This is a genomic window from Mycobacterium sp. IDUB_3 (assembly GCF_055419585.1).
Map to the genome: position 1 here is coordinate 2,302,126 of NZ_JBVAXZ010000001.1, position 26,094 is coordinate 2,328,219.

Sequence of the window (26,094 nt, forward strand, 5' to 3'; positions counted from 1 at the left end):
GCCGGAGCCTAGTCTGACTGTCCATCGCCGCCTCTAGACGTCGAGCGGGCCCGCTCGTAGAACGCCAGCGCCGCCGCCGTCGCGACGTTGAGCGAGTCGGTGCCCCGCGACATCGGGATGCGTACCCGCACGTCGCTCAACCGCAGGGTGGCCGGCGTCAGCCCCGGCCCCTCGGCACCCACCAGCACCGCGACGCGGTCGTCGCGCGCGGTCGCCATCGCCTCCGGCAAGGCGCACGCCGTGCCTTGGGGGGTCATCGCCATGAGTCGAAAACCGTTCTCCCGCAACGTCTCAAGCTCGGCGGGCCAACAGACTGCGCGCGCATAGGGCACCAGCAGCGCGTGGCCCATCGACACCCGGACCGCGCGGCGGTACAGCGGGTCGGCGCAGCCGCTGCCGAACACCACCGCATCGACGCCGAGGCCCGCCGCGTTGCGGAAGATGGAGCCCAAATTCTCGTGGTCGTTGACCCCTTCGAGCACCGCGACCGTGCGCGCCCCGGTGATCACGTCGGCGACGCCGGGTTCGGGCACTCGCCGGGCGGCCGCCAGCACGCCGCGGTTGAGGTGGAAGCCGACCACTTGGGCCATGACGTCGGCCGAGGCTCGGTAGAACGGCACGGCGCTGCCGGCCAGATCATCGTCGAGCTCGGCGAGCCGGCGGTCGGTGCCCAGCAGGGCATGCGGTCGGAAGCGCGACGCGAGCATGCGCTGGACCACCAGCACACCCTCGGCGATCACCAGCCCCTTGCCGGACGGCAGATCTGGACGGCGGTCGACGCTGTTCAGGTCGCGGAAATCGTCGAGCCTCGGATCGTCGGGGTCGTCAACGTCCTGAATATTCAGGGCTTCGGTCCGGTAACTCACGGGCCTTCGTCGACCAGGGCCAACATCAGATCGGCCGCGTTGCGCAGGGTGTCGCGTTGTTCGCTGTCCAGCGTCGCCAGCCGCTTGGCCAGCCACTCCTGGCGGGCACGTCGGTTCGCCTTGACCAGCTCGGCCCCGGACTCCGAGACCGAGACGAGCACCTGCCGGCCGTCGACCGGGTGCGGCGCGCGGTCCACCAGGCCCATCTCGGCCAGCGACGCGATCACCCGGGTCATCGACGGCGGCCGGACCCGTTCGCGGATCGCCAGGGCGCCCGGTGTCATCGGGCCTTCATTGGTCAGCATCGCCAGCGCCGACAGCTGGGACAACGACACCGGCGACGACGGGTTGCGAAACCGCAGTTGGCGGGCCAGCCGCATAACAGCCAGTGACAGGTCGCTGGCCAGCCGCGCATCGCTGTCAGGCATGGCGCGAGGTTACACGGAAGCCTGAGAAACCGGGACACGAACCGGTCAACGACCGATGTTGATCCTTTTCGCTAGGCTTCGGAATTTTGCTCGAAACGCTTACCCGCCCGCCCATCCCGCCTCGCTCAGCGGTTTCCGATCATCGGTTTCGGCAAGTGGGTGCGCCGCCGGCGAACACCGGCGGCGGGCTATGTTAATCGCGATGTCTGCCGAACCCGGTGCTAACCGCACAGCGCCGCCGTTGCCGGCCGCGCTGCTGCACGTGTGGCCCTTCATCGTGCTCGGCGCACTGGGCTGGCTGGCCGTGGCGGCCGCCGCTTTCCTGGTGCCCGCCCTGACCAGCTGGCGTCCGGTGGCCGTGGCCGGGCTGGGCGTGGGTGTGCTCGGCACGAGCATCTTTTTGCTGCAGCTGGCCGCGGCCCGGCGCGGTGCGCGCGGCGCCCAGGCCGGGCTCGAAAACTATCTCGACCACAAGTAATCCGCACACCTGGAGGAGCGATGGTAGCCCCGCTGTTGCAAACGCACGTCGACATCGACGCACCGGTGGCCACCGTGTGGGGATTGATTTCCGATCTGCGGCGCATGCCGCAGTGGAGCCCGCAGTGCAGGTGGATGAAGCCCTTCGGCCCGGTCCGCCAGGGCACCCGGACCCTCAACCTCAATCGCCGCAAGCGGATGTTCTGGCCGACCACGTGCACGGTCGTCGAGATCGTTCCCGACCGCAAGCTCGCGTTCCGCGTGGACACCAACAACACCATCTGGACCTATGAGCTCGAGCCCAGCGGCGAAGGCACCCGGCTGATCGAGAGTCGGCACGCCGAAAACGGGGTCACCGCGTTTTCGAACCTGTCGGTGAACGCACTCTTCGGCGGGACCGAGAAGTTCGAACGCGAATTGCTCGACGGGATGAACGCCTCGCTGGCGCGCATCAAGGCCGCCGCCGAAACCGGCTAGTCCGGCGTCTCGGTCTCCGGCTCGGCTGCCGCGGTCTCGCCCGGCGCCTCGGGCTGTTGCTCCGCAGCCTCGGGCTGTTGCTCCGAAGCCTCGAGCTGTTGCTCCGCAGCCTCGGGCTGTTGCTCTTCGTCCTCGGCCTGCGGCTGCGCTTCGGACGCCTCCGGCGAGTCCGCAGGCGGCGGGGACGGCTCGACCGGTGCCTGGGTGACGTCCAGCATGCCGTCGTCGTAGGGCTCGTAGGCCGGCGACCCGGTACCCGCCGGGGCGGGGGTGTCCGAGTGAGCACCGCAGCCGTACAGCTTGTCGACGATGTGCCCGTCGGCCGACAGTTCGTTGCCGCACACGCCGAACAGCGCGCCCAGGGATCCCGACAGCGGCAGGAAGAAGCCGCAGTCGCGGCATACCCGTTTGGTCGATCGCGCCATCGGTGAGTCTGGGCCGTAATCGCCGGTCCGCCAGCGTTCGGCCGCCTCCGAGCGGCCCTCGATGCTCATCACCCAGCGCCGGCCCAGCCCGATTTCCGCGGCGGTCTCGTCGACCTCGAGGTCACCACTGGAGGTGTAACCGGGAACCAGCCGGGGATCGTCGGCGGCGGGCGCCAACAGGTCGCCGGGGCTCAGGTCCCCGGGCCGCACCCGCTGCTCCCACGGCACCCAGTTCGGGGCCAGCAATGCCGTCGGCCCTGGCACCAGCACCACCTCGCTGATGGTGGCGTGGTCGGCGCCGGGGTAGGCGGCCACAACGACCGCCCACTGCCAGCCCTGGTAGCCGGGCAGATGCGCCAGGAATCGGTGGGTGGCGGTGTTCGGGTCTTCGTAGCCGACGCCCAGATAGTCGCCCACCATCTCCGGCGCGCCGAACTCCACCACCGCGGCCCTGGCCTGGTCTGCCGCGCCCGTGAGCACGGTCGCCAACCCCTCGGGCCAGTCGGCCACGGTCGCCACGGCGTTCTCCACGGTGGGCTCCTCGATGGGTCGGGTCGCGCTGTCTTCTTTCTGCATTGCGTTTTCAATACTAGGTTGACGAGCCACGCCCCGTTACCTGCAGACGCATCCAGGCGGCATAGGGGAGAATCGGGACGTGTCTGGACGGCGGCAGAACAAGCCGGGCCGGGTGGCCCCTCAGCCGGGCCGCCGGCCTCGCAATGGCGCTGCCTCCCAACATCCGGGCGCGGCCAATTACCCCGCCGGCGGGGCCGCCGATCGGCGCACCCGCCGCCCGACCCCGATGCCGAGCGCCAACCGCTACCTGCCCCCGCTGGGCCACCAGCCGGAGCCGGAACGCACCAGCGTCGCGGCGCCGCGCGGTCCCTCGTCCGGCGAGCGGATCACCGTTACCCGCGCCGCGGCGCTGCGAAGCCGCGAGATGGGTTCGCGGATGTACTGGATGGTGCAGCGCGCCGCGACGGCCGACGGCGCCGACAAGTCCGGCCTGACGGCGCTGACGTGGCCAGTGGTGGCCAACTTCGCGGTGGACGCCGCGATGGCCGTGGCGCTGGCCAACACGTTGTTCTTCGCGGCGGCCACCGGCGAGAGCAAGGGCCGGGTCGCGCTGTACCTGTTGATCACCATCGCGCCGTTCGCGGTGATCGCTCCGCTGATCGGTCCGGCGCTCGACCGGCTGCAGCACGGCCGCCGCGTCGCCCTGGCCGCGTCGTTCTCCCTGCGCACCGCGCTGGCCGTGCTGCTGGTGATGAACTACGACAGCGCCAGTGGCAGTTTCCCGTCGTGGGTGCTCTATCCGTGCGCGCTCGCGATGATGGTGTTCTCGAAGTCGTTCAGCGTGCTGCGCAGCGCGGTGACACCGCGCGTGATGCCGCCGAGCATCGACCTGGTGCGGGTCAACGCCAGACTGACCATGTTCGGTCTGCTGGGCGGCACCATCGTCGGCGGCGCGATCGCGGGCGGTGTCGAATTCGTCTGCACCCATCTGTTCAAGCTGCCCGGGGCGTTGTTCGTGGTGATCGCGATGACGATCGCCGGCGCCATGCTGTCGATGCGGATACCGCGCTGGGTCGAGGTGACCGCGGGTGAGGTTCCCGCCACCCTGAGCTATCGCCAGGACAGTGAACCGCTGCGGCGCAGCTGGCACAAGGAGGTCAGCGGGGCGCTGCGACAGCCGTTGGGCCGCAACATCATCACCTCGCTGTGGGGTAACTGCACCATCAAGGTCATGGTGGGCTTCCTGTTCCTGTATCCCGCGTTCGTCGCCAAGGCCCATCAGGCCAACGGCTGGGCCCAGATCGCCATGCTCGGGATGATCGGCGCCGCGGCCGGGATCGGCAATTTCGTCGGCAACTTCACCAGCGCGCGCCTGAAGCTGGGCCGGCCCGCCGCGCTGGTGGTGCGCTGCACGGTGGCGGTGAGCGCGGTCGCGCTGGCCGCCTCGGTCGCAGGCAACCTGATGCTGGCCGTGGTCGCCACCCTGGTCACGTCGGGATCCAGCGCCATCGCGAAGGCGTCCCTGGACGCGTCGCTGCAGAACGACCTGCCGGAGGAATCCCGCGCCTCGGGCTTCGGGCGCTCGGAGTCGACGCTGCAGTTGGCCTGGGTCCTCGGCGGCGCGCTCGGGGTGTTGGTGTACACCGAGTTGTGGGTCGGTTTCACCGCGGTGACTGCGCTACTCATCCTGGGCCTGGCGCAGACCCTGGTCAGCTTCCGCGGCAACTCATTGATTCCCGGCCTGGGAGGGAATAGGCCGATCATGGTCGAGCAGGAGGGCAAGCGCCGCGGTGTCGGCGCACCGGCGGTGGTTGCCGAGTGAAACCCGAAAGCAAGCGGGGTGTGGCGGTGCTGCTCGCCTGCCTGGTGGCTGTGCTCTGCGTCGGCGCCGGCGTCGCAACCTGGTTGTTAGTGGGACGCTCCGGACCGCGGCACCCCGAGATCAGCGCGTATTCGCACGGCCACCTGACCCGGGTGGGGCCGTACCTGTACTGCAACGTGCTCAACCTCGAAGACTGCGAGACGCCGCAGAGCCAGGGTGAGCTGCGGGTCAGCGAGCGTTACCCGATTCAGCTCTCGGTGCCCGATGCCATCTACCGGGCACCCTGGCGGTTACTCCAGGTTTACGACGACCCCACCAACACCACCAGCACTATCTTCCGGCCGGACACCCGGTTTGCCGTGACCATCCCCTCGGTCGACCCGCATCGCGGCCGCCTGGCCGGGATCGTGGTGCAGTTGCTGACGCTGGCGGTGGATCCCGCGGGCGAGTTGCGCGACGTGCCGCACGCGGAATGGTCGGTGCGGCTGACCTTCTGAGAGTTCACCTCCAGTACTAGGCCCCATGGCCGGGGGGCACGCGTTCACCTTCGACCGGCGGCCCGGGAGGTGTACCTGTCCCGAAGGGCTTGCCGCCCAAGCTCTCTCGCCCGTGCGGAGATAGCCAGCCGGCCAGGTCCGGACCCTTGGGCACGATCCGGGTGGGATTGATGTCGGCGTGCACGATGTAGTAGTGCTGCTTGATCTGAACGAAGTCGACGGTGTCACCGAAACCCGGCGTCTGGAACAGGTCACGCGCGTAGGCCCACAGCACCGGCATCTCGCTCAATTTGCTGCGATTGCATTTGAAGTGCCCGTGATACACCGGGTCGAAGCGCGCCAGGGTGGTGAACAGCCGCACGTCGGCCTCGGTGATGGTGTCGCCCACCAGGAATCGCTGACTGGTCAGCCGCTCACTCACCCAATCCAGCGCGGTGAACAACCGGTCATATGCCGCCTCGTAGGCCTGCTGCGAGCCGGCGAACCCGCACCGGTACACGCCATTGTTGATCTCGGTGTAAACCCTCTTGCTCACCTCGTCGATCTCCGCACGAAGCCGCTCGGGATACAGCTCCGGCGCCCCGGCGCGATGGTAGGCCGTCCATTCCGTCGAAAGATCCAGGGTCATCTGCGCGAAGTCGTTCGTGACCACCGCACCGGTTGGGACGTCGACGATCGCGGGCACCGTGATGCCCTTGGGGTAGTCGGGGAAGCGCTTGAAGTAGGCGTCTTGCAGCCGCGGGATCTTCAGCACCGGGTCGACACCGCCCGGATCCAGATCGAACGTCCAACTGCGCTCGTCGTGCGTGGGGCCGCAAAAACCAATGGAGAGAACGCTTTCCAGGCCCAGCAAGCGACGCACGATGATCGCGCGGTTTGCCCATGGGCACGCGCGGGCGACGACCAGCCGATACCGACCGGGCTCGACGGGGTACCCGTCGCGCCCATCGGCCGTTATGCGGGTGGCGATGTAGTTGGTGTCGCGGGTGAATTCACCTGCTTGCGCAATATAGGAAGCCATATCTCCCATATTGCTCAACACCGGCGTTCGGCGCATTGACTATCCGGACGGAATTCGCCGAGCCAGATTGGTCTCGGTCGACGCACCCTCTTCCCAGTGAGCGATCCACGGTCCGGTGCCCTCGGACTGATCGATGATCCCGTCCTCAAGCCAGCGGTAATGACCCTCCAGCAGGTTGCGGGTGAGCGCAACATCGCTGCCGTCGGTGTTGTCCCATAAGGCGTGAAACAGCGCCTCGACCCGTAAGGCCGATTGCTCACAAAACGTCTCGGCGAGCTCACACGCCCGCTGACCGACCACCGGATCGGCGGCGCGTTGCGATTCTGCCCGCACGCACGCCGCGGACATCGCGAACAGCTCGGCGCCGATGTCGACCACGCGACCGAGGAACCCCTGCCGCTGCTCGAGCTTGGCCTGCCAACGTGCCATGCCGTAGAAGGTGTTGCGGGCCAGCTTGCGGCTGGAGCGTTCGATAAAGCGAAAATGTGGCGCCAGCGGGCCGAACTCATGGTAGGCCCGTGGCCGCTGGCCTTCACCGAATACCAGCTGCGGCAACCACTTTGCGTAGAATCCGCTCGCACCGAGCGCCGCCGCGGCCTTCTGCCGTAAGCCGGTGTCCGGCTTGGCGAGGTCACCGGCCGCAGCGAGGTGCGCGTCGACCGCCTCACGAGCGATGAGCAGTCTCATGATCTCACTGGATCCTTCGAAGATCCGGTTGATCCGCAGGTCCCGCAACGCCTGCTCCACCGGCACCGCGCGTTCGCCGCGCGCGGCCAGCGACTCGGCGGTCTCATACCCGCGACCGCCCCGGATCTGCATGACCTCATCGACGATCAGGCAGGCCATCTCGCTCGACCACAACTTGGCCAGCGCCGCTTCGATGCGGATGTCGTTGCGTCCCTCGTCCGCCATCTGGGCGGACAACTCCAGCACCGCGTCGAGGGCGTAGTTGGTCGCGGCGATGAACGAGAGCTTGCTCGCCACCGCTTCGTGTTCGGCCAGCGGTTTTCCCCACTGCACGCGCTCACCAGACCATTCGCGCGCAATCTTGAGCGCCCACTTCGACGAGCCCGCCGCACTGGCCGGAATCGACAACCGTCCGGCGTTGAGCGTGGTGAGCGCGATCTTCAGGCCGTCGCCCTCCTTGCCGATCAAGTTTTCGCTCGGAACCCGGACCTTGTGCAGCCTGGTCACGCCGTTCTCGATGCCGCGCAGTCCCATGAATTTGTTGCGTCGCTCGACGGTGATGCCGGGCGAATCGGCCTCGACGACAAAAGCACTGATGCCACCGCGGTTCCCGTCGTGCTTGGGAACCCGGGCCATCACCACCAACAGTTCAGCGACCACGCCGTTGGTGGTCCACAACTTCACGCCATCGAGTTCGTAGGCCTTACCGTCTTCGATCGGTGTTGCCGTCGAGGCCAGGCGCGCCGGGTCGGAGCCCACGTCGGGTTCGGTAAGCAGAAATGCCGAGATGGCCCCAGCGGCGCACCGCGGCAAGAACTTCCGTTTCTGCTCGGCTGTCCCGGCGAGCTTGAGCGGCTCGGGTACCCCGATCGACTGATGAGCCGATAACAAGGCGCCGAGACTGGGATGCACGCTCGTCACCATCATCAGAGCCCGGTTGTAGGCGACCTGCGACATATTCAGACCGCCATAGTCGGCTGGTATCTTCATCCCGAAGCAGCCCAGTTCGGCCAGGCCCTTCACGTACTCGGGCGGAATTTCGGCATCGCGTTCGATCACGCTGCCGTCAACGCCGGCCAGGAATTCGCGCAATTGGTCGAGGAACGTCCGGGTGCGGACCTCGTCGGCATCAGAGGGCGTCGGGAATGGATGTATCAACTCCAGCGGGAATCGACCGAGAAATAGCTCTTTCGCGAAGGACGGTTTATCCCAACCGCTTTCGCGTGACTCCTCGGCGAGAGCTCTCGCCTGCTCTTCGGTGACGTGCGCTCGCTGTGCCATCGCAGCCTCCTTGCTAGACGGCCGTAATGGGGTGTGAGTACCCGCGATGCGTGGCTCGCCACCACGGAATCGCCTAGCAGAAGTGAAGTACCAGCGGTGCGCGCAGGCTCGGCCGCTCGGGCCAGGTAGCCGGGCAGATCTTTCCGCCCGCGTCGCGGCGAGCCGGGGTCAGCGTCAGCCGTCGAGTTCCCGGGCCACGGCCTTGACCACCTCGGAGACCCGGCGGGCGGTCTTGCGGTCCGGGTAGCGGCCCTTGCGCAACTCGGGCTGCACGGTGCTTTCCAGCAGGGTGATCATGTCCTCGACCATGCCGTGCAGCTCGTCGGGGCTGTGCTTGTGCTCGGCGGGCGCCTCGCGACGCGTCTTGGTCAGGCTCGGCGGCGGCTCAATCAGCTTGAGGCTCAACGCTTGCGGCCCGCGTCGCCCGGAGGCGATGCCGAACTCCACACGCTGGCCCGCTTTGAGGCCCTCGACCCCGGCGGGCAACGCCGACGAGCGGACGTACACGTCTTCGCCGTCCTCCTGCGACAGGAAGCCGAAGCCCTTGTCAGCGTCGTACCACTTCACCTTGCCCGTCGGCACTGGTCTCACCTGCTTTGTCTAACGAATCAGTAGAAATAGGCAACACAATAAGCGTCCCGCCTGCGCAGGACGCCGTATTAGGAGTCTGATCCTACTCGGATGCCCGGGTAACGAGCACCCCCGTTATCGGGCACTCGGTACCCTTGGTAGTACCCGCGGAGGAGATATGCGCCTGATCCTTAACATCATCTGGTTAGTCTTCGGCGGCCTTTGGATGGCCGTCGGATATTTGGCTGCGGCGCTCGTCAGCTTCGTGCTCATCATCACCATTCCGTTCGGCTTCGCGTCGCTGCGCATCGCCTCCTACGCGCTGTGGCCGTTCGGCCGCACCATCGTGGACAAGCCGACCGCGGGGTCGGGCGCCCTGATCGGAAACGTCATCTGGGTGGTGCTGTTCGGTGTGTGGCTGGCGATCGGTCACCTGGTCAGCGCGGCGGCGATGGCGCTCACGATCGTCGGCATTCCCCTGGCGCTGGCCAACCTCAAACTGATTCCGGTGTCGTTGATGCCGCTGGGCAAGCAGATCGTTCCGGTCAGCTCGCCGACTCACTACGAGCCACAGGTGGCCGCATGACCCTGACGACGCTGGGCCTCCCGACGGTGCCGAGCCGCGACGGCGGGCCGGCCGTACCGTCGGACGCGCCGACCACCGGCCCGCTGGTGGACACCTATGGGAGGGTCGCCACCGATCTGCGGGTGTCGCTGACCGACCGCTGCAACCTGCGGTGCAGTTATTGCATGCCGGCAGAGGGCCTGAACTGGCTCCCCGGCGAGCAACTGCTCAACGCCGACGAGTTGGCCAGGCTGCTGCGCATCGCCGTCATCCGGCTGGGGGTGACCAGCGTGCGGTTCACCGGCGGCGAACCCCTACTGGCGCGCCACCTCGAGGAAGTGGTCGCCGCGGCCGCCGGCCTGCAGCCGCGCCCCGAGATCTCGCTGACCACCAACGGTGTGGGGCTGGCGCGGCGCGCCGCCGGGCTCGCCGCGGCCGGCCTGAACCGGGTCAACGTCTCACTGGACAGCGTGGACCGGAAGAATTTCGCGGCCATCACCCGCCGCGACCGGCTCGCCGACGTGCTGGCCGGCCTGGCCGGCGCCCAGGAGGCCGGCCTGACGCCGGTCAAGGTGAACGCCGTGCTCGACCCCGGCACCGGCCGCGAGGACGTGGTGGAGCTGTTGCGGTTCTGCCTGGAGCACGGCTACCAGTTGCGCGTCATCGAGCAGATGCCGCTGGATGCCGGGCACCAATGGCGACGGGACGCGGCGTTGAGCGCCGACGACGTGCTGGCGGCGCTGCGCCCGCACTTCCGGCTGCGGCCCGACCCGGCGCCGCGCGGATCGGCCCCCGCCGAGCTGTGGCTGGTGGACACCGGCCCGGGAACGCCGAGCGGCAAGTTCGGCGTCATCGCATCGGTCTCGCACGCCTTCTGCGGGGCGTGTGACCGCACCCGGTTGACGGCGGACGGCCAGATCCGCAGCTGCCTGTTCGCCGAGCAGGAGACCGACCTGCGCGGGCTGCTGCGCGGCGGCGCGACCGACGACGCGATCGAGGCTGCCTGGCGCACCGCGATGTGGGGCAAGCCCGCCGGTCACGGCATCAACGACCCGAACTTCATCCAGCCCGACCGCCCGATGAGCGCGATCGGTGGCTAGCCCTGCGGGACAGGCCCCTGTCCAAGCCAACGGAATCCAGGTGACGGTGCGCTACTTCGCGGCCGCCCGCGCGGCCGCGGGTGTCGAGTCGGAGACGGTGGTGCTGCGCCCCGGCACTACGGTCGGCGAGCTGGTCGAGCGGCTCGCCGTTCGAGGGTCTCGCCTCGCCACCGTGTTGATGCGCTGCTCGTACCTGCGCGACGGGATCGCGGTCCGCGACGAGACCGCGGTGTTGCAAACCGGTGACACGATTGATGTCCTGCCGCCCTTTTCTGGCGGCTGAAACTGTGAGTTATCTCACGTAACGGATTCATAACGGCGCGGTCACGCTCCGATATCGCGCATATTGACCTGCGCAAACACTATGTGTTCCTGCGGTTTTCGCAGTTGGCCATGAGGGAAACGCCGGGTTTCGCAAGACGTGACGAGACCAACAGAAACCGTTACCGTCTCCGAAGGCTCGCCAGCCATCCCGATTGGCGGACCTCCCCTCCCTATCGCGCCGAGCTCCATCCAATAGGCGGGGGGCCACCGAACTACATGGATGGAGACGGGGGACCCACCGGTCCACCGTGATCGGACTGGGGTCGCTCGCGGCCCCTAGGGGTGAAGCCGGCGTCGTCTCGCATGACGACCACGCCGGCCGGGTGGCCTCTCCAACCCGAACCCGACAGCTGACCTCGCAGGCGCGTGACGAGAGAGGAATAAACCGGCGCGTATGAGTGGACGTCACCGTAAGCCCAGCAGTTCGAACATCAGCGTCGCCAAGATCGCCTTCACCGGTGCGGTTCTTGGTGGCGGCAGCATCGCCCTTGCCGGCCAGGCGGCTGCGGCCACCGATGGCGAATGGGATCAAGTAGCCCATTGTGAATCCGGCGGCAACTGGGGCATCAACACCGGCAACGGCTACCACGGCGGCGTGCAGTTCAGCTCAAGCACTTGGGCTTCGCACGGCGGCGGCCAGTACGCCCCGTCTGCCGAACTCGCCACCAGGGAACAGCAGATCGCCGTAGCCGAGCGGGTGCTCGCCACCCAGGGCCGTGGCGCCTGGCCCGTGTGCGGTGGCCCGCTGTCGGGTCCCACCCAGCGCGACGTGCCCGTGCCGGCCGCCCTGGACGCTCCCGGCGTCAACGGCGCCCCGGCGCCGCTGGCCCCGCCCGCGGACGCGCCCCCGCCGGACGCCCCTCCGCCGCCCGCTCCGGTGCAACTGGCCTCGTTTGACCGGCCGGCACCGCCGGACGCTCCTCCGCCGCCCCCGGCGGATCTGCCGCCCGCGCCCCCGGCCGACGTCCCGCCCGCGCCTCCCGTGGACCTGCCGCCGGCACCCCCGGCCGATGTCCCGCCTCCAGCGGACGCGATGCCGCCCGCGCCCCCAGCGGACGCACCGCCCGTCGTGGACACGGACTTCCACGGTTTCGTACCGGCCGGCATGCCGCAGCATGCTTCCGAAGCCGGCTACACGCAGCAACTGTGGGACGCCATCCGGGCCCAGGACGTTCAGGGCAACGACGCGCTGGACGCTCTCGCCCAGCCGTCGCCTAGCGCCTGAGCACGCCGCACTCCCCGGCACGCCCCGAAACCCTCCTATTCGGGGCGTGTCGGGCACGGATCATTCGGCACCCGGCCCCCCAAGGCCGACGCGCGCACGGCGCGTGACTAGGAAGTCAGGCCGAGCCGACCCACTCTTCGGTTCCGTCCGCGAAGAATTGGTGTTTCCACACCGGTAGCCGCGCCTTGATGGTGTCCACCAGATGCGCGCAGGTGGCGAATGCCGCCTGCCGGTGATCGGCGGCGACGGCCGCCACCAGCGCCGCCTCTCCGATGCGCAGCGCGCCGACCCGGTGGCTGGCGGCGACGGCACGCACGCCGCTGGACTGCTCGGCCACATCGGCCACTACCTCGGCGATGACCTGCTCGGCGGACGGGTGTGCGGAGTACTCGAGCCGCACCACCCGCCGGCCGCCGTCGTGGTCGCGGATCATGCCGACGAACCCGACGATGGCCCCGGCCGCCTGATGGCCCACCAACTCTTCGTGCTCGGCCAGTGAAATCGGGTGCTCGGTCATCGCGGCGCGCACGACGAGCGTCATCGCTGGTGATCTTTACCGGCGAGCTGGTCGAGCGCGTGGTCCAGCACACCGGCGAGCACGCCGAGGCCGTCGCGCACCCCTCCGGGCGAACCCGGCAGGTTGACGATCAGGGTCTGGCCGGCCACGCCGCACACCCCGCGCGACAGCACCGACGTCGGCACCTTGGGCAGGCCAGAGTGGCGGATCGCTTCCGCCAGCCCCGGAACCATGTAGTCGACGACGGCCACGGTCTGGTCCGGTGTGCTGTCGGTGGGCGAGATGCCGGTGCCACCGGAGGTGATGATGACGTCGACCTCGGCGTCGATCGCGGTGCGCAGCGCGTCGCCGACCGGTGGCCCGTCGGCGACAACCTCCGGCTGCACGTCCGAAAAGCCCCGCTCTGCCAGCCATTCGGCGATGATCGGGCCGCAGCGGTCGTCGTACACTCCCGACGACGCGCGGGTCGAGGCGATGATGATGCGGGCTGAACGTGAACTCATGGACGCGCCCACCTTCCGGTTTTGCCGCCGTCCTTGCGCAGCACTCGAATATCGTCGATTCGTGCGGCCGGGTCGACCGCCTTGATCATGTCGTAGAGCGTCAGGCCCGCGACGCTGACGGCGGTCAGCGCTTCCATCTCCACCCCCGTGCGGTCGGTGCTACGCACCGTTGCGATGATCTCGATCTCAGACTCACCTACGGTGAAGTCGATGTCGACCCCCGTGAGCGCAAGTTGATGACAAAGCGGGATGAGGTCGCTGGTGCGCTTCGCGGCCTGGATGCCGGCTATCCGCGCGGTGGCCAGTGCGTCGCCCTTGGGCAGGCCGCCGGTCGAAATCAGACCCACAACCTGGGCCGACGTGCGTAGGACGCCGGCGGCGACCGCGGTGCGCTTGGTGGCGACCTTCTCGCTGACGTCGACCATGTGCGCCGCCCCGTGATCGTCCAGGTGTGACAGGGCGCCCGACCCAGAGTCTGGCGACGCCCGGCTCGCAGAGGCTGCGGAGGCCTCAGAGGCCCTGGCCATTTGGCGGCCTACCGATTGACGTCGGTGACCGGGTGCACGTAGGGCAGATCGGTGGAGGGCAGCGGGAACACCAGCTCGCCGAAGGGCGACAGCGCACCCGTGCGATCGGTCACGAGTTCACTGACCGCGTGGTCGTCGGGGTCCGTTGTCGGCCAGCCGTTGTCGACGTACTTGGTTTTGCGCGCTTTGCCCTCAGCAGTGTCAGCCACGAGGTCCATTCTTACAGGTGGCCCCACTGCATGTGGTGCAAGACCGGCGTTCGGAGACGCGTGACGCTCGCCGCCGATGCCCGCCGCCCGGGTGAGGCGATCACTCATCGAGCTCTGCTCGGTACCGGCAACCTGCTTTACGCTGGTCAGCAATGACCGACAACACCCCGGATATCCCGCTGGGGTCTTGGCTGGCCGAGTTATCCGATGAGCGGCTGATCCGACTGTTGGAATTGCGGCCGGACCTCGCCCAGCCCCCACCCGGCAGCATCGCCGCACTGGCCGCGCGCGCCCAGGCCCGCCAGTCGATCAAGGCCGGCACCGACGACCTCGACTTCCTGCGCCTGGCCGTTCTCGACGCGCTGCTGGTGCTGCAGGCCGACGTGGAGCCTGTGCCGGCCGCGAAGCTGCTGGCGCTGATCGGTGACCGCGCCCCCGAATCCGACGTCCTCGCCGCCGTCGACGACCTCCGGCAACGCGCGCTGGTCTGGGGCGAGGCCGCGCTGCGGGTGGCCGCCGACGCCGCGACGGGAATGCCGTGGCATCCGGGCCAGGTCATTCTCGAGGACACCTCGCGCAGCGCCGAGGAGATCGCCGGCCTGATCGACGACCTCAACCAGGCGCAGCTCGACGTGTTGGAGAAACTTCTCGAGGGCTCCCCGATGGGCCGCACCCGCGACGCCGCGCCCGGCGCGGCCGCCGACCGGCCGGTGCCTCAGCTGCTGGCCATGGGGCTGCTGCGGCGCATCGACGCCGAGACGGTGATCCTGCCCCGCCACGTCGGACAGGTGCTGCGCGGCGAACAGCCCGGCCCCATGCAGCTGACCGCGCCCGACCCGGTGGTGTCGACGACCACGGCCGACGATGCCGACGCGGCGGCCGCCGGGGCCGTCATCGACCTGCTGCACGAGGTCGACGTCCTACTTGAAACGCTTTCCACCGCACCGGTTTCCGAGCTGCGCAGCGGCGGCCTTGGCATTCGCGACGTCAAGCGGCTGAGCAAGGTGACCGGCGTCGAGGAACCGCGGCTGGGATTGATCCTCGAAGTCACGGCCGCGGCCGGATTGATCGCCAGCGGTATGCCCGACCCCGAGCCGGTCACCGGCGAGGCACCGTACTGGGCGCCGACCATCGCCACCGACCGGTACACCGCGATGTCGGCCGCCGAACGCTGGCAGCTGTTGGCGAGTAGTTGGCTCGACCTTCCCGGCCGCCCGGCGCTGATCGGCAGCCGCGGGCCCGACGCCAAGCCCTACGGGGCCCTCACCGACGGGCTGTACTCCACGGCCGCACCGCTGGATCGCCGGCTGTTGCTCGGCATGCTGGCCGAACTGTCGCCCGGGGCCGGCGTCAACGCGGCGGAAGCCTCCGCGGCGCTGATCTGGCGACGTCCGCGCTGGGCGAAGCGATTGCAGCCCGGACCCGTCGGGGACCTGCTCGCCGAGAGCAACGCCCTGGGCCTGGTGGGCCGCGGGGCGATCAGCACGCCGGGGCGGGCGCTGCTGGACGACGACGGGGATCCGCAGGCCGCGATCGAAGCGATGAACCGCGCCCTGCCCAAGCCGGTCGACCATTTCCTGGTGCAGGCGGACCTGACGGTGGTGGTGCCCGGGCCGTTGGAACGCGACCTGGCCGAGCAACTCGCCGTCGTCGCCACCGTCGAATCGGCCGGCACCGCGATGGTGTACCGCATCACCGAGCAGTCGATCCGGCATGCACTCGATGTCGGCAAGACCCGCGACTGGATGCATTCCCTTTTCGCCAGGCATTCCAAAACGCCAGTGCCACAAGGACTTACCTATCTGATCGACGATGTCGCGCGCCGGCATGGACAGCTGCGGATCGGCATGGCCGCGTCGTTCGTTCGTTGCGAGGACCCCGCGCTGCTGGCGCAGGCGGTGGCCGCGCCGGCGACCGACGAGGTGCAGCTGCGGGCGCTGGCGCCGACCGTCGCTGTGTCACCGGCGCCCATCGGCGACGTGCTCACCGCGTTGCGCGCCGCGGGCTTCGCCCCGGCGGCCGAGGATTCCTCCGGAGCCATCGTCGACGTGCGTCAGCGCGGGGCCCGGGTGGCGACACCCCAGCAGCGCCGGCCGTATCGCCCGGTCCGGCGCCCCAACAGCGAAAGCCTCAACGCGGTGGTCGCGGTGCTGCGCAAGGTGACCGCCGCACCGTTCGGCAATATCCGCGTCGATCCTGCCGTCACCATGACCCAGCTGCAGCGCGCGGCCAAGGAACAAGACACCCTGGTGATCGGTTATCTGGATGCGGCGGGCGTGGCCACCCAGCGGGTGGTGTCGCCCATCACCATCAAGGGCGGTCAGCTGGTCGCCTTCGATTCGGCGTCCGGCCGGCTGCGTGACTTCGCCATTCACCGCATCACGTCGGTCGTGTCGGCCACCGCCCGATAATGGTTGGCATGCCCGCCGACGGAACACAGATGAGGAGGAGTGGCGCTGACGATGTCTGACGGACCGTTGATCGTGCAGTCGGATAAGACGGTGCTGCTCGAAGTGGACCACGAGCAGGCCCGCGCGGCGCGCGCCGCCATCGCGCCGTTCGCCGAGCTGGAGCGCGCGCCCGAGCACGTGCACACCTACCGCATCACGCCGCTGGCGCTGTGGAACGCCCGCGCCGCCGGTCATGACGCCGAGCAGGTGGTCGACGCGCTGGTGAGCTTCTCGCGCTACGCGGTGCCCCAGCCGCTGCTGGTCGACATCGTCGACACCATGGCCCGCTACGGCCGCCTGCAACTGGTAAAGAACCCCGCGCACGGCCTGACGCTGGTGAGCCTGGATCGCGCGGTGCTCGAAGAGGTGTTGCGCAACAAGAAGATCGCCCCGATGCTAGGGGCGCGGCTCGATGACGACACCGTCATCGTCCACCCCAGCGAGCGCGGCCGCGTCAAGCAGATGCTGCTCAAAATCGGTTGGCCCGCAGAGGATCTCGCCGGCTACGTCGACGGCGAAGCGCATCCGATCAGCCTGGCCCAGGACGGCTGGCACCTGCGCGACTATCAACAGATGGCCACCGACTCGTTCTGGTCCGGGGGCTCCGGGGTGGTGGTGCTTCCGTGCGGCGCAGGTAAGACACTGGTGGGCGCTGCCGCCATGGCGAAAGCCGGTGCGACGACGCTGATTCTGGTCACCAATATCGTCGCGGCGCGGCAATGGAAGCGCGAACTGATCGCCCGCACGTCGCTCACCGAGGACGAGATCGGCGAATACTCCGGCGAACGTAAGGAGATCCGTCCGGTCACCATTTCGACCTATCAGATGATCACGCGGCGCACCAAGGGCGAGTACCGGCACCTGGAGCTCTTTGACAGCCGGGATTGGGGATTGATCATCTACGACGAGGTCCATCTGTTGCCGGCGCCGGTGTTTCGGATGACCGCCGATCTGCAGTCCAAGCGGCGCCTGGGCCTGACCGCCACGCTGGTCCGCGAGGACGGCCGCGAGGGCGACGTGTTTTCGCTGATCGGCCCGAAACGCTACGACGCGCCGTGGAAGGATATCGAGGCGCAGGGGTGGATCGCACCGGCCGAATGCGTCGAGGTGCGGGTCACCATGACGGACAACGAGCGGATGCTGTACGCCACCGCCGAGCCCGAAGAGCGGTACAAGCTCTGCTCGACGGTGCACACCAAAATCGCTGTGGTCAAATCGATCCTGGCGAAGCATCCCGGCGAGCAGACCCTGGTGATCGGCGCCTACCTCGATCAGCTCGACGAGCTCGGTGCCGAACTGAACGCCCCGGTGATCCAGGGGTCCACTCGGACCAAGGAACGCGAAGAGCTGTTCGACGCGTTCCGGCGTGGCGAGTTGTCCACCCTGGTGGTGTCCAAGGTCGCGAACTTCTCCATTGACCTGCCGGAAGCCTCTGTGGCGGTGCAGGTTTCGGGAACATTCGGCTCGCGCCAGGAGGAGGCGCAACGGCTGGGTAGGCTGCTGCGGCCCAAGTCCGACGGTGGGGGTGCCATCTTCTATTCCGTGGTGGCGCGCGACAGCCTGGACGCGGAGTACGCCGCGCACCGGCAGCGCTTCTTGGCCGAGCAGGGCTACGGCTACATCATCCGCGACGCGGACGACCTCTTGGGGCCGGCGATTTAGGTTGTGGCCGCTCGCCGCTCAGGCGGTTAGCGCGACAGGATGGTCGCCGACGCGGTGCCGGGCGCGCCGTACACCTGGGCCAGCCCGACGCGCGGGTCGCCGGGCACCTGACGCTCCCCCGCCTCGCCGCGCAACTGCCGCACCAGTTCGTGCATCTGCCGCAGCCCCGACGCGCCGATCGGCTCGCCGTTGGCGATCAGCCCGCCGTCGGTGTTGACCGGCATCGAGCCGTGGATCTCGGTGGCGCCGTCGGCCAGCAGCTTCTCCTGCTCGCCGTCCGCACACAGGCCGGTCTCGGCCATGTGGATCACCTCGGCGCCGGCGTCGGTGTCCTGCAACTGCGCGACGTCGACGTCCTCCGGGCCGATGCCGGCCGCCTCGTAGGCGGCCTTGGCGGCATACACCGTCGGTGACGCGTCCTCGTCCAGCGGCGCCGACGTGGCGTGCACCTCGTAGGCACCGAAGCGCCGGGTCCGAATCTCGCAGGCGCGCACGTAAACTGGCTTTTCGGTGAACTTCTCGGCCATATCCGCACGACACATGATGACCGCGGCTGCCCCCTCGTCGGGCGCGCAGAACATGTACTGCGTCAACGGGTAGTTCAGCGCGGGCGAGTTGAGGATCTCCTCGATGGAGATCTCCTTGCGCCGGAAGGCATTCGGGTTCAGCGCACCGTTGCGGAAGTTCTTGTTCGCCACCCGCGCCAGTGTCTCCTGCGAGATGTTGTGGTCGTGGATGTACTTGTTGGCCTTCATCCCGAAGAACTTGGTGGTGACGAACTGGCCGTTGTTGGCGTACCACTGGGGCAGCGCCAGCTTGGCGGGGTCGTCGGTGAAGGCGCCGCGCGGGTGCTTGTCCAGCCCGATCGCGATGCCGATGTCGTACTTGCCCAGCCGGATGGTGTCGGCGGTCTGCTGAATGGCGCTGGCCGAGGTGGCGCAGGCGTTGAACACGTTGGTGAACGTGATGCCGGTTAGTCCGACCAGGCGGGTGACCGCGTCGGGATTGGAGACCTCGTAGCTGCCCCCGAAGCCGAACTGGATGTCCTTCCAATCCACGCCGGCGTCTTTGAGTGCGAGCTGGACGGCCTCGGCGCCCATCTGCATCGCGGTCTTGTCGAACCGACCGAACGGGTGCAGGCCCACGCCGATGATGGCGACGTCGTTCGTCATCTCATGTGCTCCTAATCAGATGGTGGCGACCCGCTAGACCGGCTGGAAAGCGAAGGTGATGATTTCGGCGCCCTCGTCGTCGGTTGCGAAAGGCACCATGGTGAGTTCGACTTCCTGGCCGAACTGCAGCTTGGCCGGGTCGTTCTCGGTCAACCGGCCTTCGACGCGGATGACGTCACCCAGCTGGACCAACCCCACGCCGAACGGCACGAAGTCCTTGCCGGTCGGGCCGGCATAGGGAGCTCCGGGCGGGAAGCCCTGGGTGGTCCACGCCACCAGCGTCCCGCGCCGGGGCAACAGCACGTCGGACATCTCGGCGGCGCTGCATCGCGGGCACCACTGCTGCACCGGGAAGGTGGTGGCCGCACAGCTGCCGCATCGGCTGCCGATCAGCTGCGGGCTCTCATCGGGCCAGGTAGAGATCTCGGGGGCTAGTGCCTTCTGCATCGAGGGATCCTCCAGGATCGTCCACAATCCGCCAACAGAATATTGCTCACTGAACCGTATAACAGCCTTCCGAAAAGTGGAAACCGCATTCTCATCCGCGGGAGGAAGGCCAGGCCACCGGTGGGCCGCGGCCCGAAGATATGTTGGGGCTATGACGGTCACGGTGATACTTGAGCTCAGGTTTAAGCCCGACGAGGTCGCCGCGGGGCGCGAGCTGATGGGCCGAGCGCTGCAGGACACCCGGGCGTTCGACGGCAACGTCCGCACCGACGTGCTGGTCGACGAGGACGACGAGGCGCACTGGCTCATCTACGAGTTGTGGGAGACCGTCGAGCACGACGAGGCCTACCGCGCGTTTCGCGCCGGCGAAGGCAAGCTGACGCAGCTTCCCCCGCTGCTCGCCGCGCCACCGGCCAAAACCAGGTACCTCACCAGCGACGTATAACGCGCTAGCCGCGCCACCGGCTCACCCGGCCCGCCACGGCCGCGAACAGCGGGTCGGGCAGCATTCGAAGCGCTCGGTCTCGTGTGCTCTCCAGGACGGCGCTGCCCGGGGCGGTGAACCGGGAACCCGCCTTGGACGCGCCGTACAAAGCGAGCATGCGCAGCCATCGTCGAGACAGCCCGGGTACGCCGTGGCGGGCCAGCGTTATCGCGTCTTCCATGGCCAGCGCTGCGCCCTGGCCGAAGGTGGGCCGCATGCAGTGCGCGGCGTCACCGATCAGCGCAACGTTGCCGCGGGCGAGTCGACGGGGTGGCCGGGCTTCAAAGATCTCCGGTGTGATCATTTCGCCGTCCGTCGCGGCCTCGATCAGCGCTGGCAAGGGCTCTGGCCAGTCGCGAAACGACCGCAGGTCCGTGTGCCGGCGCCGGGTGCCGCCGTAGACGTAAGTGCGGCCGTCGACCAAAGGCAAGATGCCGAAATCCGCTGTCTGGCCCCAAATCGGACCGAAACCGCTGACGAGTTCGCGGTCCGCTATCCAGGCCCACCCGGTGATGCCGGTCGGGCGCGGCGGCGGCGCGTCCGCAAACACTAGCCTTCTCGTTACGCTGCGCAACCCGTCTGCGCCGATCACCAGATCGAACCGCACCGCGCTGCCGTCCACCACCACCGAGCCATCGGCAGCGACGTGGGTGACGCTGGCCGCGTACCGCACACACTGCGAGGGCAGCGCGGCCGCCAGCCAGGCAATCAACGCGGCGCGCGGCACCGTCGCGAATTCATCACCGCCGGCGAGTTGCGCTAGCGTGCGTCTGACCAAGACGCGCCCGTCGCGGGCCCGTACGGTGGCCACCGTCCGGGACCACGGGTCGGTCGCCACGTGGTGGCGTACACCCAGAATCGACAGGCACGCCAACGCGTTTGGGGCCAGCGCGATGGCGCCGCCCATTGCAGAGGGACCGGACATCTTCTCGAACACGGTGACGTCGTGGCCGTCCTGCCGGAATGCGATGGCAGCCGCCAAACCCGCGAAGCCGCCGCCGATGACGCCCACCCTCATGCACACACCATTGCCGTACCAGCTCGCCGACGAAGCACCGGGGGTCCCTAGCTCAGCGCGGGAATCACTTCGCGTTCGAACAATTCGATGCCGGAGCGGTCGTAGGCGGCCTCGGGGAAGTAGCAGATCGCGTATTCACACCCGAGGTCGCGGACCTTGGTGATCCGCTCGATGACTTGTTCCGTTGTGCCCGTTGCCCCCTCCGAACCGCCGGAGAGCATGGCATCCGCCGCCGCCTCGGGGACGTAGCGGGACATGCGGTCGCGTATCCGCCGCTGCCGGTCTTTGACGTCGGCGTCGGAGGTGCCGATGATCGCGCTGAAGTTGGCCGAGCGCACGATGGCGTCGAAGTCGGTGCCCACCTCGCGACAGTGCTCCGCCAGCACTTCCGATTTGTGTTTGAAGGCCTCGAGCTCCGGCGTGAAGTTGGTGTATTGCGCGTACTGCGCGGCTATGCGCAACGTCACCTTCTCGCCGCCACCGGCGATCCAGAAGGGAATACCCCCGTCCTGCAACGGTTTCGGTTCAACGATCGCGCCGTCGACCTGATAATGCTTGCCGTCCAAGCTGACCTTGCCGTCGCGCCACGCATCGCGCATGATCTGCACGCCCTCGTCCAGCCGGCCCAATCGCGTTCCCGCCGAGGGGAATCCGTAACCGTAAGCGCGCCATTCGTGTTCGTACCAGCCGCCGCCGATACCCATCTGAATGCGGCCACCGGAGATGATGTCGGCCGTGGCGGCCACCTTGGCGAGATAGACGGGGTTGCGGTAGCTCATCGCCGTGCACATCTGGCCGAGTTTGATCCGCGACGTGGTTGCCGCGTAGGCCGCCATCAGCGACCACGCTTCATGTGTGGCCTCGCCGGTCGGCATCGGCACGGTGTGGAAGTGGTCGTAGACCCACAGCGAGTCCCACGCACTGTTGTCGGCGTAGGTGGCCAGGTCGCGCATCACCGCCCAGTGTCTTTCGGGTTCGATGTCGACCAGATCCATCCGCCAGCCCTGCGGGATGAAGAGTCCAAAGCGCATACCTCGGGACTTTAGCCTGCACGGGCTCACAGCTGATCGATAAGCCGCGCCCAGCCGTCGCCGAAGCCGACACCGTACACATAACGCATGACGACAGTCGGGCACCCCACCAATCCCGCCGGCGCTGACCGCCGGCACATCTATGCCGCACCCGCGCTCTTCGCCGGGGCCGCCGCGATCGCGACGCTCGTCTTCTTCAGCGCCGCACCGCAGGCTGAAAGCGACGCCGTGGTCGCCGCGGGACCGTCGGCCACCGCCCCCTTGCCCACGGACGACACGAATTTCGTCAACGACAACGGGCAGACCCCCGGCGATATCTTCACTCAGAACGCCCAAGACCAAAGCACCGCGAGCGGCGCAGGCACGTCCTGACGCGCCTCACGCACCCAGCGCATCGAGCGCGGCCGCAACCGACTTCTCGCGTAGCTCCTCGTGGGGCGCATCGGGGAACTGCACGCAGCAGTCCTGCAAGCCGCCGAAGGCGACCACCGCCCTGGTGGACTGCGCGAGCGTCGGCTTCTTGCCGAAGACCAGCCTGGCGAGCCGCTCACGCCACGCCAGCACGGTGTCGATGAGGTCAAGGTCGATCAGCGTGGACAGCTCGGTCAAGAGCAGCACCAGATCCCGTCGGTGCCGGTAATGGAAGTCGAAATAGCCCTCCAGCAGCTCGCGCACATCGTTGTGACGGCGGGCCTCGTGGTCGGCGACGAATTGTTCACCCTCGTCGATCAGCGGCACCAGGATGCTGCGCACCAGGTCTTCGCGTGACGGAAAGTGGTAATACAGCGCGGGTTTGGTGATGCCCAGCTCATTTGCGATGTCCTGCAGGCTGGTGCGCTGCACACCCCGCTGCAAGAACAGCTCGCGGGCGACCTGCTGGATGCGCTCACGGGTGTCCGACCGGGGCCTGCTCACCCCACGAGTTTATCTGACTTACCGATAGGTAAGCGGGATGTTATGCTTACCGAACGTTAAGTAAGTGGAGGTGATCATGCGGATTCTCATCTCTGGCGCCAGCATCGCCGGCCCGGTCCTGGCGTACTGGCTGACCCGGTACGGCTTCGACGTCACCGTCGTGGAGCGCGCGCCGACGCTGCGCAAGACCGGCGGCCACGCCGTCGACTTGTTCCGTCCCGCAATGGAAATCTCGGCGAAGATGGGCGTCCTCCCGCGCATCGAGGCGCTGGCCACGGGGACGGACCGGCTGACGATGTACCGGGAAGGCCGGACAAAAGCCACCCGGATCGACCTCACCAAGATCTACGCCGCCACATCCGACCGGCACGTGGAGATCATGCGCGACGATCTGAGCGAGATCTACTACGACGCCGCCCGTGACGACGTCGAGTACCTGTTCGGCGACTCGATCACCGCGATCGAGCACGACGGGACTGTGACATTCGAGCACGCCCCGGCGCGCGCCTTCGACGTCATCGTGGGTGCCGATGGGCTGCACTCCCACGTCCGCCGCCTGACCTTCGGCGAGGAGGCCGACCTGACGCGCTTCCTCGGCGGGTACCTGTCGGTGGTGTCGGCACCCAAGGCGCTGGTCGATTCCGGCGACATGGTCGCTCACGTCGGCGCCGGCCGTTTCGCCGGGATCTACACGGCTGATCACCTGGACGACGCCCGCGCGGTGTTCATGTTCCGCAGCAAATCGGAATTGGACTACGACCATCATGATGCGTTGCGGCAGAAGGAATTACTGCGCCAGGCGTTCAGCGGGATGCACGACCAGGTGGACAGCTGGCTGAACGAACTGGAGCGCACGCCCACCTTCTACTTCGACTCGATCACCCAACTGCGCACCGACCGGTGGTCGCGGCGCCGGGTCACCCTGGTCGGCGACGCGGGATACTGCCCGGGACCCGCGGTGGGCGGCAGCACCAGCCTCGCCGTCCTCGGCGCCTACGTGCTGGCCGGCGAACTCGCCGAGGCCGAAGGCGACCACCTGCGCGCCTTCGCCGCCTACGAATTGCGGATGCAAGAACCGGTGCATCGCAGCCGGACTTTCGCCCGTGGCGCCGCCAAGGGCATCATTCCCGGTTCACGAGTTGGCGTGTGGGCGTTAACCCGTGGCGCCCAGCTGATCTCGGCGATGCCCGGGTCCATGTCGCGCTCCGTGGCCAAGCTCAACACCAAGGGGATCCGGATGCACGATTCGATGCCGGTGCCCGAATACACCGGAAGCGACGTCTGACAGCATGTCCTGTAGAGCCGCGGCCCCGAGCAGCCGCGCGCCACGAAGGGAAGGCCGCACATGGAACTGACCGGTGTTGGAATCTGGAGTAGTCAACTGCGCTACGGTGACCCGGCCGAATCTGCCGAGGCCGCAGCCGAACTCGATGAACTAGGCTTCCCGGCGCTGTGGATACCCGACGTCGGCGGGCCGGTATTCGACGCGGTGGCCCATCTGCTCGGCGCGACCAGGCGGACCGTGATCGCCACGGGAATCCTGAACCTGTGGATGCATGCGCCCGCCGATGTCGCCGACTCCTATGCGACGCTGACCGCCGAGCACGGCGACCGCTTCCTGCTCGGAATCGGTGTCAGCCACGCGCCGCTGATCGATGCCGGCCAACCCGGGCGTTACCGCAAACCGCTGGCGGCGACGGCGTCCTTCCTGGACGGCTTGGATGCGGCGCCGCGGCCGGTTCCCACCGACCGCCGGGTGCTGGCCGCGCTCGGGCCGAAGATGCTGACGCTGTCGGCGACCCGCGCCGGCGGCGCCCACCCGTACCTCGTCACCCCCGAGCACACCGCTTCCGCCCGTTCGACTCTGGGCCGGGGCCCGTTGCTGCTTCCCGAACAGACGGTGATCCTGACCGACAGCGCCGACGAGGCCCGTCAGATCGGAACCGATTGGCTGCGCGCGTATTTGGCGCTGCCCAACTACGCCAACAATCTGCTGCGCAGCGGCTTCTCCCAAGACGACCTGTCGCAGGTCAGCGATGGGCTCTTCAACGCGATCATCGCGTGGGGTGACGAGGAGGCCGTGATGCGCCGCGTCGCCGAGCATCGGTCCGCGGGCGCCGACCATGTCTGCGTGCAGGTGCTGCGGGCCGATCCCCGGGCCTTCCCGCGGGAGGAATGGCGTCGCATCGCCGCGGCCTCCCGGTGACCGGCCCGACGGGCCTAGGGTGAGCTATGGCTTCCAAACAAACGCTGTTTCGGATCTTCTACCGCATCGGCTTCACCCCATGGGATGGTCACCCGCTCGCGCAGAGCGTGCGGGATCTGGTCGAGGGAACGGGCGACGCCGCGGCACTGCCCGCCGGGCGGGCCCTGGAAGTCGGCTGCGGTACGGGTGACTGCTCCATTTATCTCGCCCAACACGGCTGGAACGTCACCGCGGTCGACTTCGTGGCCAAGCCCCTCGAGCGGGCGCGCGCCAAGGCACGCGCGGCCGGCGCCGCGGTCGAGTTCGTCCAGGCCGACGTCACTCAGCTGAGCCGGGCCGGCATCGGCGCGAACTTCGAGCTGATCGTCGACAACGGGTGCCTGCACAACATGAGCGATGCGGACCGCGACGCCTACGTCCGGGAGATCACCGCCGTCGCGGCACCCGATGCGCGGCTGCTGATCGTCGCGTTCATCCCGGGCGGCCGGGTCGGGGTGCGAGGCATCGACCGCGCCGAGATGGAACGACGATTTACACAGAGCTGGACGCTGTCGTCGGCCGGGGCCGAACGCGAGCTGGACCGCGCCGAGAAGACTCCGGCGTGGTACTACCTGTTCCAAAGGCGCCGTTAGCCTTTCGCGACCCCAAAACGAAAGCCCCCGAAACCTCGTT

29 protein-coding genes, 1 pseudogene and 1 riboswitch are annotated in these 26,094 nt (G+C 68.1%); of the genes and pseudogenes, 15 read left to right on the plus strand and 15 right to left on the minus strand.

Annotation, left to right across the window (positions count from 1 at the left end; all coding sequences use genetic code 11):
* Window positions 1-8: 8 nt before the first annotated feature.
* On the minus strand, window positions 9-866 hold the full coding sequence (locus ACZYVJ_RS10160; protein ID WP_463830883.1) for a TrmH family RNA methyltransferase: 858 nt from the start codon (window positions 864-866) through the stop codon (window positions 9-11).
* Window positions 863-1,294 (minus strand): Rv0880 family HTH-type transcriptional regulator, encoded by a 432-nt coding sequence (locus tag ACZYVJ_RS10165; RefSeq protein ID WP_064954373.1) that lies wholly within the window; start codon window positions 1,292-1,294, stop codon window positions 863-865. The genes ACZYVJ_RS10160 and ACZYVJ_RS10165 overlap by 4 nt, the downstream gene beginning before the upstream one ends.
* A gap of 202 nt (window positions 1,295-1,496) precedes the next feature.
* Here ACZYVJ_RS10165 and ACZYVJ_RS10170 point away from each other — a divergent pair, with 202 nt between their 5' ends.
* Entirely contained in the window at window positions 1,497-1,772 is a 276-nt protein-coding gene (locus ACZYVJ_RS10170) for a DUF2530 domain-containing protein (protein WP_463830884.1), read from the plus strand.
* A gap of 20 nt (window positions 1,773-1,792) precedes the next feature.
* Window positions 1,793-2,248: an SRPBCC family protein gene (locus tag ACZYVJ_RS10175; RefSeq protein WP_459968007.1), complete on the plus strand. Its 456-nt coding sequence runs from the start codon at window positions 1,793-1,795 to the stop codon at window positions 2,246-2,248.
* Window positions 2,249-2,433: 185 nt separating this feature from the next.
* Here ACZYVJ_RS10175 and ACZYVJ_RS10180 read toward each other — a convergent pair.
* Window positions 2,434-3,219 (minus strand): annotated as a pseudogene (locus ACZYVJ_RS10180) (DUF3027 domain-containing protein); the annotation flags it as partial.
* 142 nt (window positions 3,220-3,361) lie between these two features.
* On the opposite strand from ACZYVJ_RS10180, the gene ACZYVJ_RS10185 reads away from it, so the two are divergent.
* Window positions 3,362-5,011 (plus strand): MFS transporter, encoded by a 1,650-nt coding sequence (locus ACZYVJ_RS10185; RefSeq protein WP_463832934.1) that lies wholly within the window; start codon window positions 3,362-3,364, stop codon window positions 5,009-5,011.
* Window positions 5,008-5,508: a DUF2771 domain-containing protein gene (locus ACZYVJ_RS10190; protein ID WP_463830885.1), complete on the plus strand. Its 501-nt coding sequence runs from the start codon at window positions 5,008-5,010 to the stop codon at window positions 5,506-5,508. Before ACZYVJ_RS10185 ends, ACZYVJ_RS10190 begins: the two co-directional genes overlap by 4 nt.
* A gap of 16 nt (window positions 5,509-5,524) precedes the next feature.
* On the opposite strand, the gene ACZYVJ_RS10195 is transcribed toward ACZYVJ_RS10190, so the two are convergent.
* From ACZYVJ_RS10195 to ACZYVJ_RS10205, 3 genes are all read right to left on the minus strand, one after another.
* The gene (locus ACZYVJ_RS10195) at window positions 5,525-6,529 is read right to left on the minus strand and encodes a glutathione S-transferase family protein (RefSeq protein ID WP_463830886.1); all 1,005 of its coding nucleotides are present in this window, start codon (window positions 6,527-6,529) and stop codon (window positions 5,525-5,527) included.
* A gap of 39 nt (window positions 6,530-6,568) precedes the next feature.
* Entirely contained in the window at window positions 6,569-8,497 is a 1,929-nt protein-coding gene (locus ACZYVJ_RS10200) for an acyl-CoA dehydrogenase family protein (RefSeq protein WP_463830887.1), read from the minus strand.
* A gap of 174 nt (window positions 8,498-8,671) precedes the next feature.
* Window positions 8,672-9,079: a cold-shock protein gene (locus ACZYVJ_RS10205; RefSeq protein ID WP_463830888.1), complete on the minus strand. Its 408-nt coding sequence runs from the start codon at window positions 9,077-9,079 to the stop codon at window positions 8,672-8,674.
* A 166-nt stretch (window positions 9,080-9,245) separates the two neighbouring features.
* Between ACZYVJ_RS10205 and ACZYVJ_RS10210 the strand changes: the two genes are divergently transcribed.
* The 4 genes from ACZYVJ_RS10210 to ACZYVJ_RS10225 all read left to right on the plus strand — a co-directional run bounded on the left by ACZYVJ_RS10210 (window position 9,246) and on the right by ACZYVJ_RS10225 (window position 12,281).
* Complete coding sequence (locus ACZYVJ_RS10210; RefSeq protein WP_463830889.1) at window positions 9,246-9,653, plus strand: YccF domain-containing protein; 408 nt, start codon at window positions 9,246-9,248, stop codon at window positions 9,651-9,653.
* Entirely contained in the window at window positions 9,650-10,732 is a 1,083-nt protein-coding gene (gene moaA / locus ACZYVJ_RS10215; protein WP_463830890.1) for a GTP 3',8-cyclase MoaA, read from the plus strand. The genes ACZYVJ_RS10210 and moaA overlap by 4 nt, the downstream gene beginning before the upstream one ends.
* Window positions 10,725-11,015 carry a MoaD/ThiS family protein gene (locus ACZYVJ_RS10220; protein ID WP_463830891.1) on the plus strand — a complete coding sequence of 97 codons (291 nt, stop codon included), beginning with the start codon at window positions 10,725-10,727 and terminating at the stop codon, window positions 11,013-11,015. The genes moaA and ACZYVJ_RS10220 overlap by 8 nt, the downstream gene beginning before the upstream one ends.
* A gap of 236 nt (window positions 11,016-11,251) precedes the next feature.
* Window positions 11,252-11,437, plus strand: a riboswitch (cyclic di-AMP (ydaO/yuaA leader).
* 13 nt (window positions 11,438-11,450) lie between these two features.
* On the plus strand, window positions 11,451-12,281 hold the full coding sequence (locus ACZYVJ_RS10225; protein ID WP_463830892.1) for a transglycosylase family protein: 831 nt from the start codon (window positions 11,451-11,453) through the stop codon (window positions 12,279-12,281).
* A gap of 115 nt (window positions 12,282-12,396) precedes the next feature.
* On the opposite strand, the gene ACZYVJ_RS10230 is transcribed toward ACZYVJ_RS10225, so the two are convergent.
* From ACZYVJ_RS10230 to ACZYVJ_RS10245, 4 genes are read right to left on the minus strand one after another with little or no spacing between them, the layout of a single operon-like run.
* A complete protein-coding gene (locus tag ACZYVJ_RS10230; protein ID WP_463830893.1) occupies window positions 12,397-12,822 on the minus strand; it encodes a molybdenum cofactor biosynthesis protein MoaE in 426 nt (141 codons plus the stop codon).
* Window positions 12,819-13,301 (minus strand): MogA/MoaB family molybdenum cofactor biosynthesis protein, encoded by a 483-nt coding sequence (locus ACZYVJ_RS10235; RefSeq protein WP_463830894.1) that lies wholly within the window; start codon window positions 13,299-13,301, stop codon window positions 12,819-12,821. The genes ACZYVJ_RS10230 and ACZYVJ_RS10235 overlap by 4 nt, the downstream gene beginning before the upstream one ends.
* A complete protein-coding gene (gene moaC / locus ACZYVJ_RS10240) occupies window positions 13,298-13,828 on the minus strand; it encodes a cyclic pyranopterin monophosphate synthase MoaC (protein ID WP_463830895.1) in 531 nt (176 codons plus the stop codon). Before moaC ends, ACZYVJ_RS10235 begins: the two co-directional genes overlap by 4 nt.
* Before the next feature lie 8 nt (window positions 13,829-13,836).
* The gene (locus ACZYVJ_RS10245; RefSeq protein ID WP_463830896.1) at window positions 13,837-14,037 is read right to left on the minus strand and encodes a hypothetical protein; all 201 of its coding nucleotides are present in this window, start codon (window positions 14,035-14,037) and stop codon (window positions 13,837-13,839) included.
* Between the two features lie 152 nt (window positions 14,038-14,189).
* Here ACZYVJ_RS10245 and ACZYVJ_RS10250 point away from each other — a divergent pair, with 152 nt between their 5' ends.
* Both ACZYVJ_RS10250 and ACZYVJ_RS10255 read left to right on the plus strand, forming a co-directional pair.
* Window positions 14,190-16,448, plus strand: coding sequence for a helicase-associated domain-containing protein (locus ACZYVJ_RS10250; RefSeq protein WP_463830897.1), 2,259 nt, complete (start codon window positions 14,190-14,192; stop codon window positions 16,446-16,448).
* Window positions 16,449-16,499: 51 nt separating this feature from the next.
* Window positions 16,500-18,149 carry a DNA repair helicase XPB gene (locus ACZYVJ_RS10255; RefSeq protein ID WP_463830898.1) on the plus strand — a complete coding sequence of 550 codons (1,650 nt, stop codon included), beginning with the start codon at window positions 16,500-16,502 and terminating at the stop codon, window positions 18,147-18,149.
* Between the two features lie 26 nt (window positions 18,150-18,175).
* Here the strand turns inward: ACZYVJ_RS10255 and ACZYVJ_RS10260 are convergent, their stop codons facing one another.
* The gene (locus tag ACZYVJ_RS10260) at window positions 18,176-19,321 is read right to left on the minus strand and encodes a thiolase family protein (protein ID WP_463830899.1); all 1,146 of its coding nucleotides are present in this window, start codon (window positions 19,319-19,321) and stop codon (window positions 18,176-18,178) included.
* 33 nt (window positions 19,322-19,354) lie between these two features.
* Window positions 19,355-19,768, minus strand: coding sequence for a Zn-ribbon domain-containing OB-fold protein (locus ACZYVJ_RS10265; protein WP_044488751.1), 414 nt, complete (start codon window positions 19,766-19,768; stop codon window positions 19,355-19,357).
* Window positions 19,769-19,919: 151 nt separating this feature from the next.
* Between ACZYVJ_RS10265 and ACZYVJ_RS10270 the strand changes: the two genes are divergently transcribed.
* On the plus strand, window positions 19,920-20,213 hold the full coding sequence (locus tag ACZYVJ_RS10270; protein ID WP_463830900.1) for a putative quinol monooxygenase: 294 nt from the start codon (window positions 19,920-19,922) through the stop codon (window positions 20,211-20,213).
* Between the two features lie 4 nt (window positions 20,214-20,217).
* Here ACZYVJ_RS10270 and ACZYVJ_RS10275 read toward each other — a convergent pair whose 3' ends face one another.
* Both ACZYVJ_RS10275 and ACZYVJ_RS10280 read right to left on the minus strand, forming a co-directional pair.
* Window positions 20,218-21,270 (minus strand): FAD-dependent monooxygenase, encoded by a 1,053-nt coding sequence (locus ACZYVJ_RS10275; protein WP_463830901.1) that lies wholly within the window; start codon window positions 21,268-21,270, stop codon window positions 20,218-20,220.
* Between the two features lie 47 nt (window positions 21,271-21,317).
* On the minus strand, window positions 21,318-22,301 hold the full coding sequence (locus ACZYVJ_RS10280; protein ID WP_463830902.1) for an LLM class F420-dependent oxidoreductase: 984 nt from the start codon (window positions 22,299-22,301) through the stop codon (window positions 21,318-21,320).
* 87 nt (window positions 22,302-22,388) lie between these two features.
* Here ACZYVJ_RS10280 and ACZYVJ_RS10285 point away from each other — a divergent pair, with 87 nt between their 5' ends.
* Window positions 22,389-22,673 (plus strand): hypothetical protein, encoded by a 285-nt coding sequence (locus tag ACZYVJ_RS10285; RefSeq protein WP_463830903.1) that lies wholly within the window; start codon window positions 22,389-22,391, stop codon window positions 22,671-22,673.
* 6 nt (window positions 22,674-22,679) lie between these two features.
* Here ACZYVJ_RS10285 and ACZYVJ_RS10290 read toward each other — a convergent pair whose 3' ends face one another.
* Entirely contained in the window at window positions 22,680-23,216 is a 537-nt protein-coding gene (locus tag ACZYVJ_RS10290) for a TetR/AcrR family transcriptional regulator (RefSeq protein WP_463830904.1), read from the minus strand.
* 76 nt (window positions 23,217-23,292) lie between these two features.
* Here ACZYVJ_RS10290 and ACZYVJ_RS10295 point away from each other — a divergent pair, with 76 nt between their 5' ends.
* Genes ACZYVJ_RS10295 through ACZYVJ_RS10305 form a run of 3 tightly spaced genes read left to right on the plus strand, consistent with a single transcriptional unit; the run spans window position 23,293 to window position 26,054 of the window.
* Window positions 23,293-24,501 carry an FAD-dependent monooxygenase gene (locus ACZYVJ_RS10295; protein WP_463830905.1) on the plus strand — a complete coding sequence of 403 codons (1,209 nt, stop codon included), beginning with the start codon at window positions 23,293-23,295 and terminating at the stop codon, window positions 24,499-24,501.
* Window positions 24,502-24,561: 60 nt separating this feature from the next.
* Window positions 24,562-25,422 (plus strand): LLM class F420-dependent oxidoreductase, encoded by an 861-nt coding sequence (locus ACZYVJ_RS10300; RefSeq protein ID WP_463830906.1) that lies wholly within the window; start codon window positions 24,562-24,564, stop codon window positions 25,420-25,422.
* Window positions 25,423-25,448: 26 nt separating this feature from the next.
* On the plus strand, window positions 25,449-26,054 hold the full coding sequence (locus ACZYVJ_RS10305; RefSeq protein WP_463830907.1) for a class I SAM-dependent methyltransferase: 606 nt from the start codon (window positions 25,449-25,451) through the stop codon (window positions 26,052-26,054).
* Window positions 26,055-26,094 lie beyond the last annotated feature (40 nt).

Coding starts and splice junctions, on each gene's coding strand:
- ACZYVJ_RS10165 (WP_064954373.1), bottom strand. CDS start 1,294: ATGCCTGACAGCGATGCGCGGCTGGCCAGCGACCTGTCACTGGCTGTT.
- ACZYVJ_RS10275 (WP_463830901.1), bottom strand. CDS start 21,270: ATGAGGGTGGGCGTCATCGGCGGCGGCTTCGCGGGTTTGGCGGCTGCC.
- ACZYVJ_RS10260 (WP_463830899.1), bottom strand. CDS start 19,321: ATGACGAACGACGTCGCCATCATCGGCGTGGGCCTGCACCCGTTCGGT.
- ACZYVJ_RS10285 (WP_463830903.1), top strand. CDS start 22,389: ATGACGACAGTCGGGCACCCCACCAATCCCGCCGGCGCTGACCGCCGG.
- ACZYVJ_RS10195 (WP_463830886.1), bottom strand. CDS start 6,529: ATGGCTTCCTATATTGCGCAAGCAGGTGAATTCACCCGCGACACCAAC.
- ACZYVJ_RS10270 (WP_463830900.1), top strand. CDS start 19,920: ATGACGGTCACGGTGATACTTGAGCTCAGGTTTAAGCCCGACGAGGTC.
- ACZYVJ_RS10175 (WP_459968007.1), top strand. CDS start 1,793: ATGGTAGCCCCGCTGTTGCAAACGCACGTCGACATCGACGCACCGGTG.
- moaA (WP_463830890.1), top strand. CDS start 9,650: ATGACCCTGACGACGCTGGGCCTCCCGACGGTGCCGAGCCGCGACGGC.
- ACZYVJ_RS10210 (WP_463830889.1), top strand. CDS start 9,246: ATGCGCCTGATCCTTAACATCATCTGGTTAGTCTTCGGCGGCCTTTGG.
- ACZYVJ_RS10225 (WP_463830892.1), top strand. CDS start 11,451: ATGAGTGGACGTCACCGTAAGCCCAGCAGTTCGAACATCAGCGTCGCC.
- ACZYVJ_RS10305 (WP_463830907.1), top strand. CDS start 25,449: ATGGCTTCCAAACAAACGCTGTTTCGGATCTTCTACCGCATCGGCTTC.
- ACZYVJ_RS10295 (WP_463830905.1), top strand. CDS start 23,293: ATGCGGATTCTCATCTCTGGCGCCAGCATCGCCGGCCCGGTCCTGGCG.
- ACZYVJ_RS10230 (WP_463830893.1), bottom strand. CDS start 12,822: ATGACGCTCGTCGTGCGCGCCGCGATGACCGAGCACCCGATTTCACTG.
- ACZYVJ_RS10200 (WP_463830887.1), bottom strand. CDS start 8,497: ATGGCACAGCGAGCGCACGTCACCGAAGAGCAGGCGAGAGCTCTCGCC.
- moaC (WP_463830895.1), bottom strand. CDS start 13,828: ATGGCCAGGGCCTCTGAGGCCTCCGCAGCCTCTGCGAGCCGGGCGTCG.
- ACZYVJ_RS10170 (WP_463830884.1), top strand. CDS start 1,497: ATGTCTGCCGAACCCGGTGCTAACCGCACAGCGCCGCCGTTGCCGGCC.
- ACZYVJ_RS10280 (WP_463830902.1), bottom strand. CDS start 22,301: ATGCGCTTTGGACTCTTCATCCCGCAGGGCTGGCGGATGGATCTGGTC.
- ACZYVJ_RS10250 (WP_463830897.1), top strand. CDS start 14,190: ATGACCGACAACACCCCGGATATCCCGCTGGGGTCTTGGCTGGCCGAG.
- ACZYVJ_RS10255 (WP_463830898.1), top strand. CDS start 16,500: ATGTCTGACGGACCGTTGATCGTGCAGTCGGATAAGACGGTGCTGCTC.
- ACZYVJ_RS10265 (WP_044488751.1), bottom strand. CDS start 19,768: ATGCAGAAGGCACTAGCCCCCGAGATCTCTACCTGGCCCGATGAGAGC.
- ACZYVJ_RS10235 (WP_463830894.1), bottom strand. CDS start 13,301: ATGAGTTCACGTTCAGCCCGCATCATCATCGCCTCGACCCGCGCGTCG.
- ACZYVJ_RS10300 (WP_463830906.1), top strand. CDS start 24,562: ATGGAACTGACCGGTGTTGGAATCTGGAGTAGTCAACTGCGCTACGGT.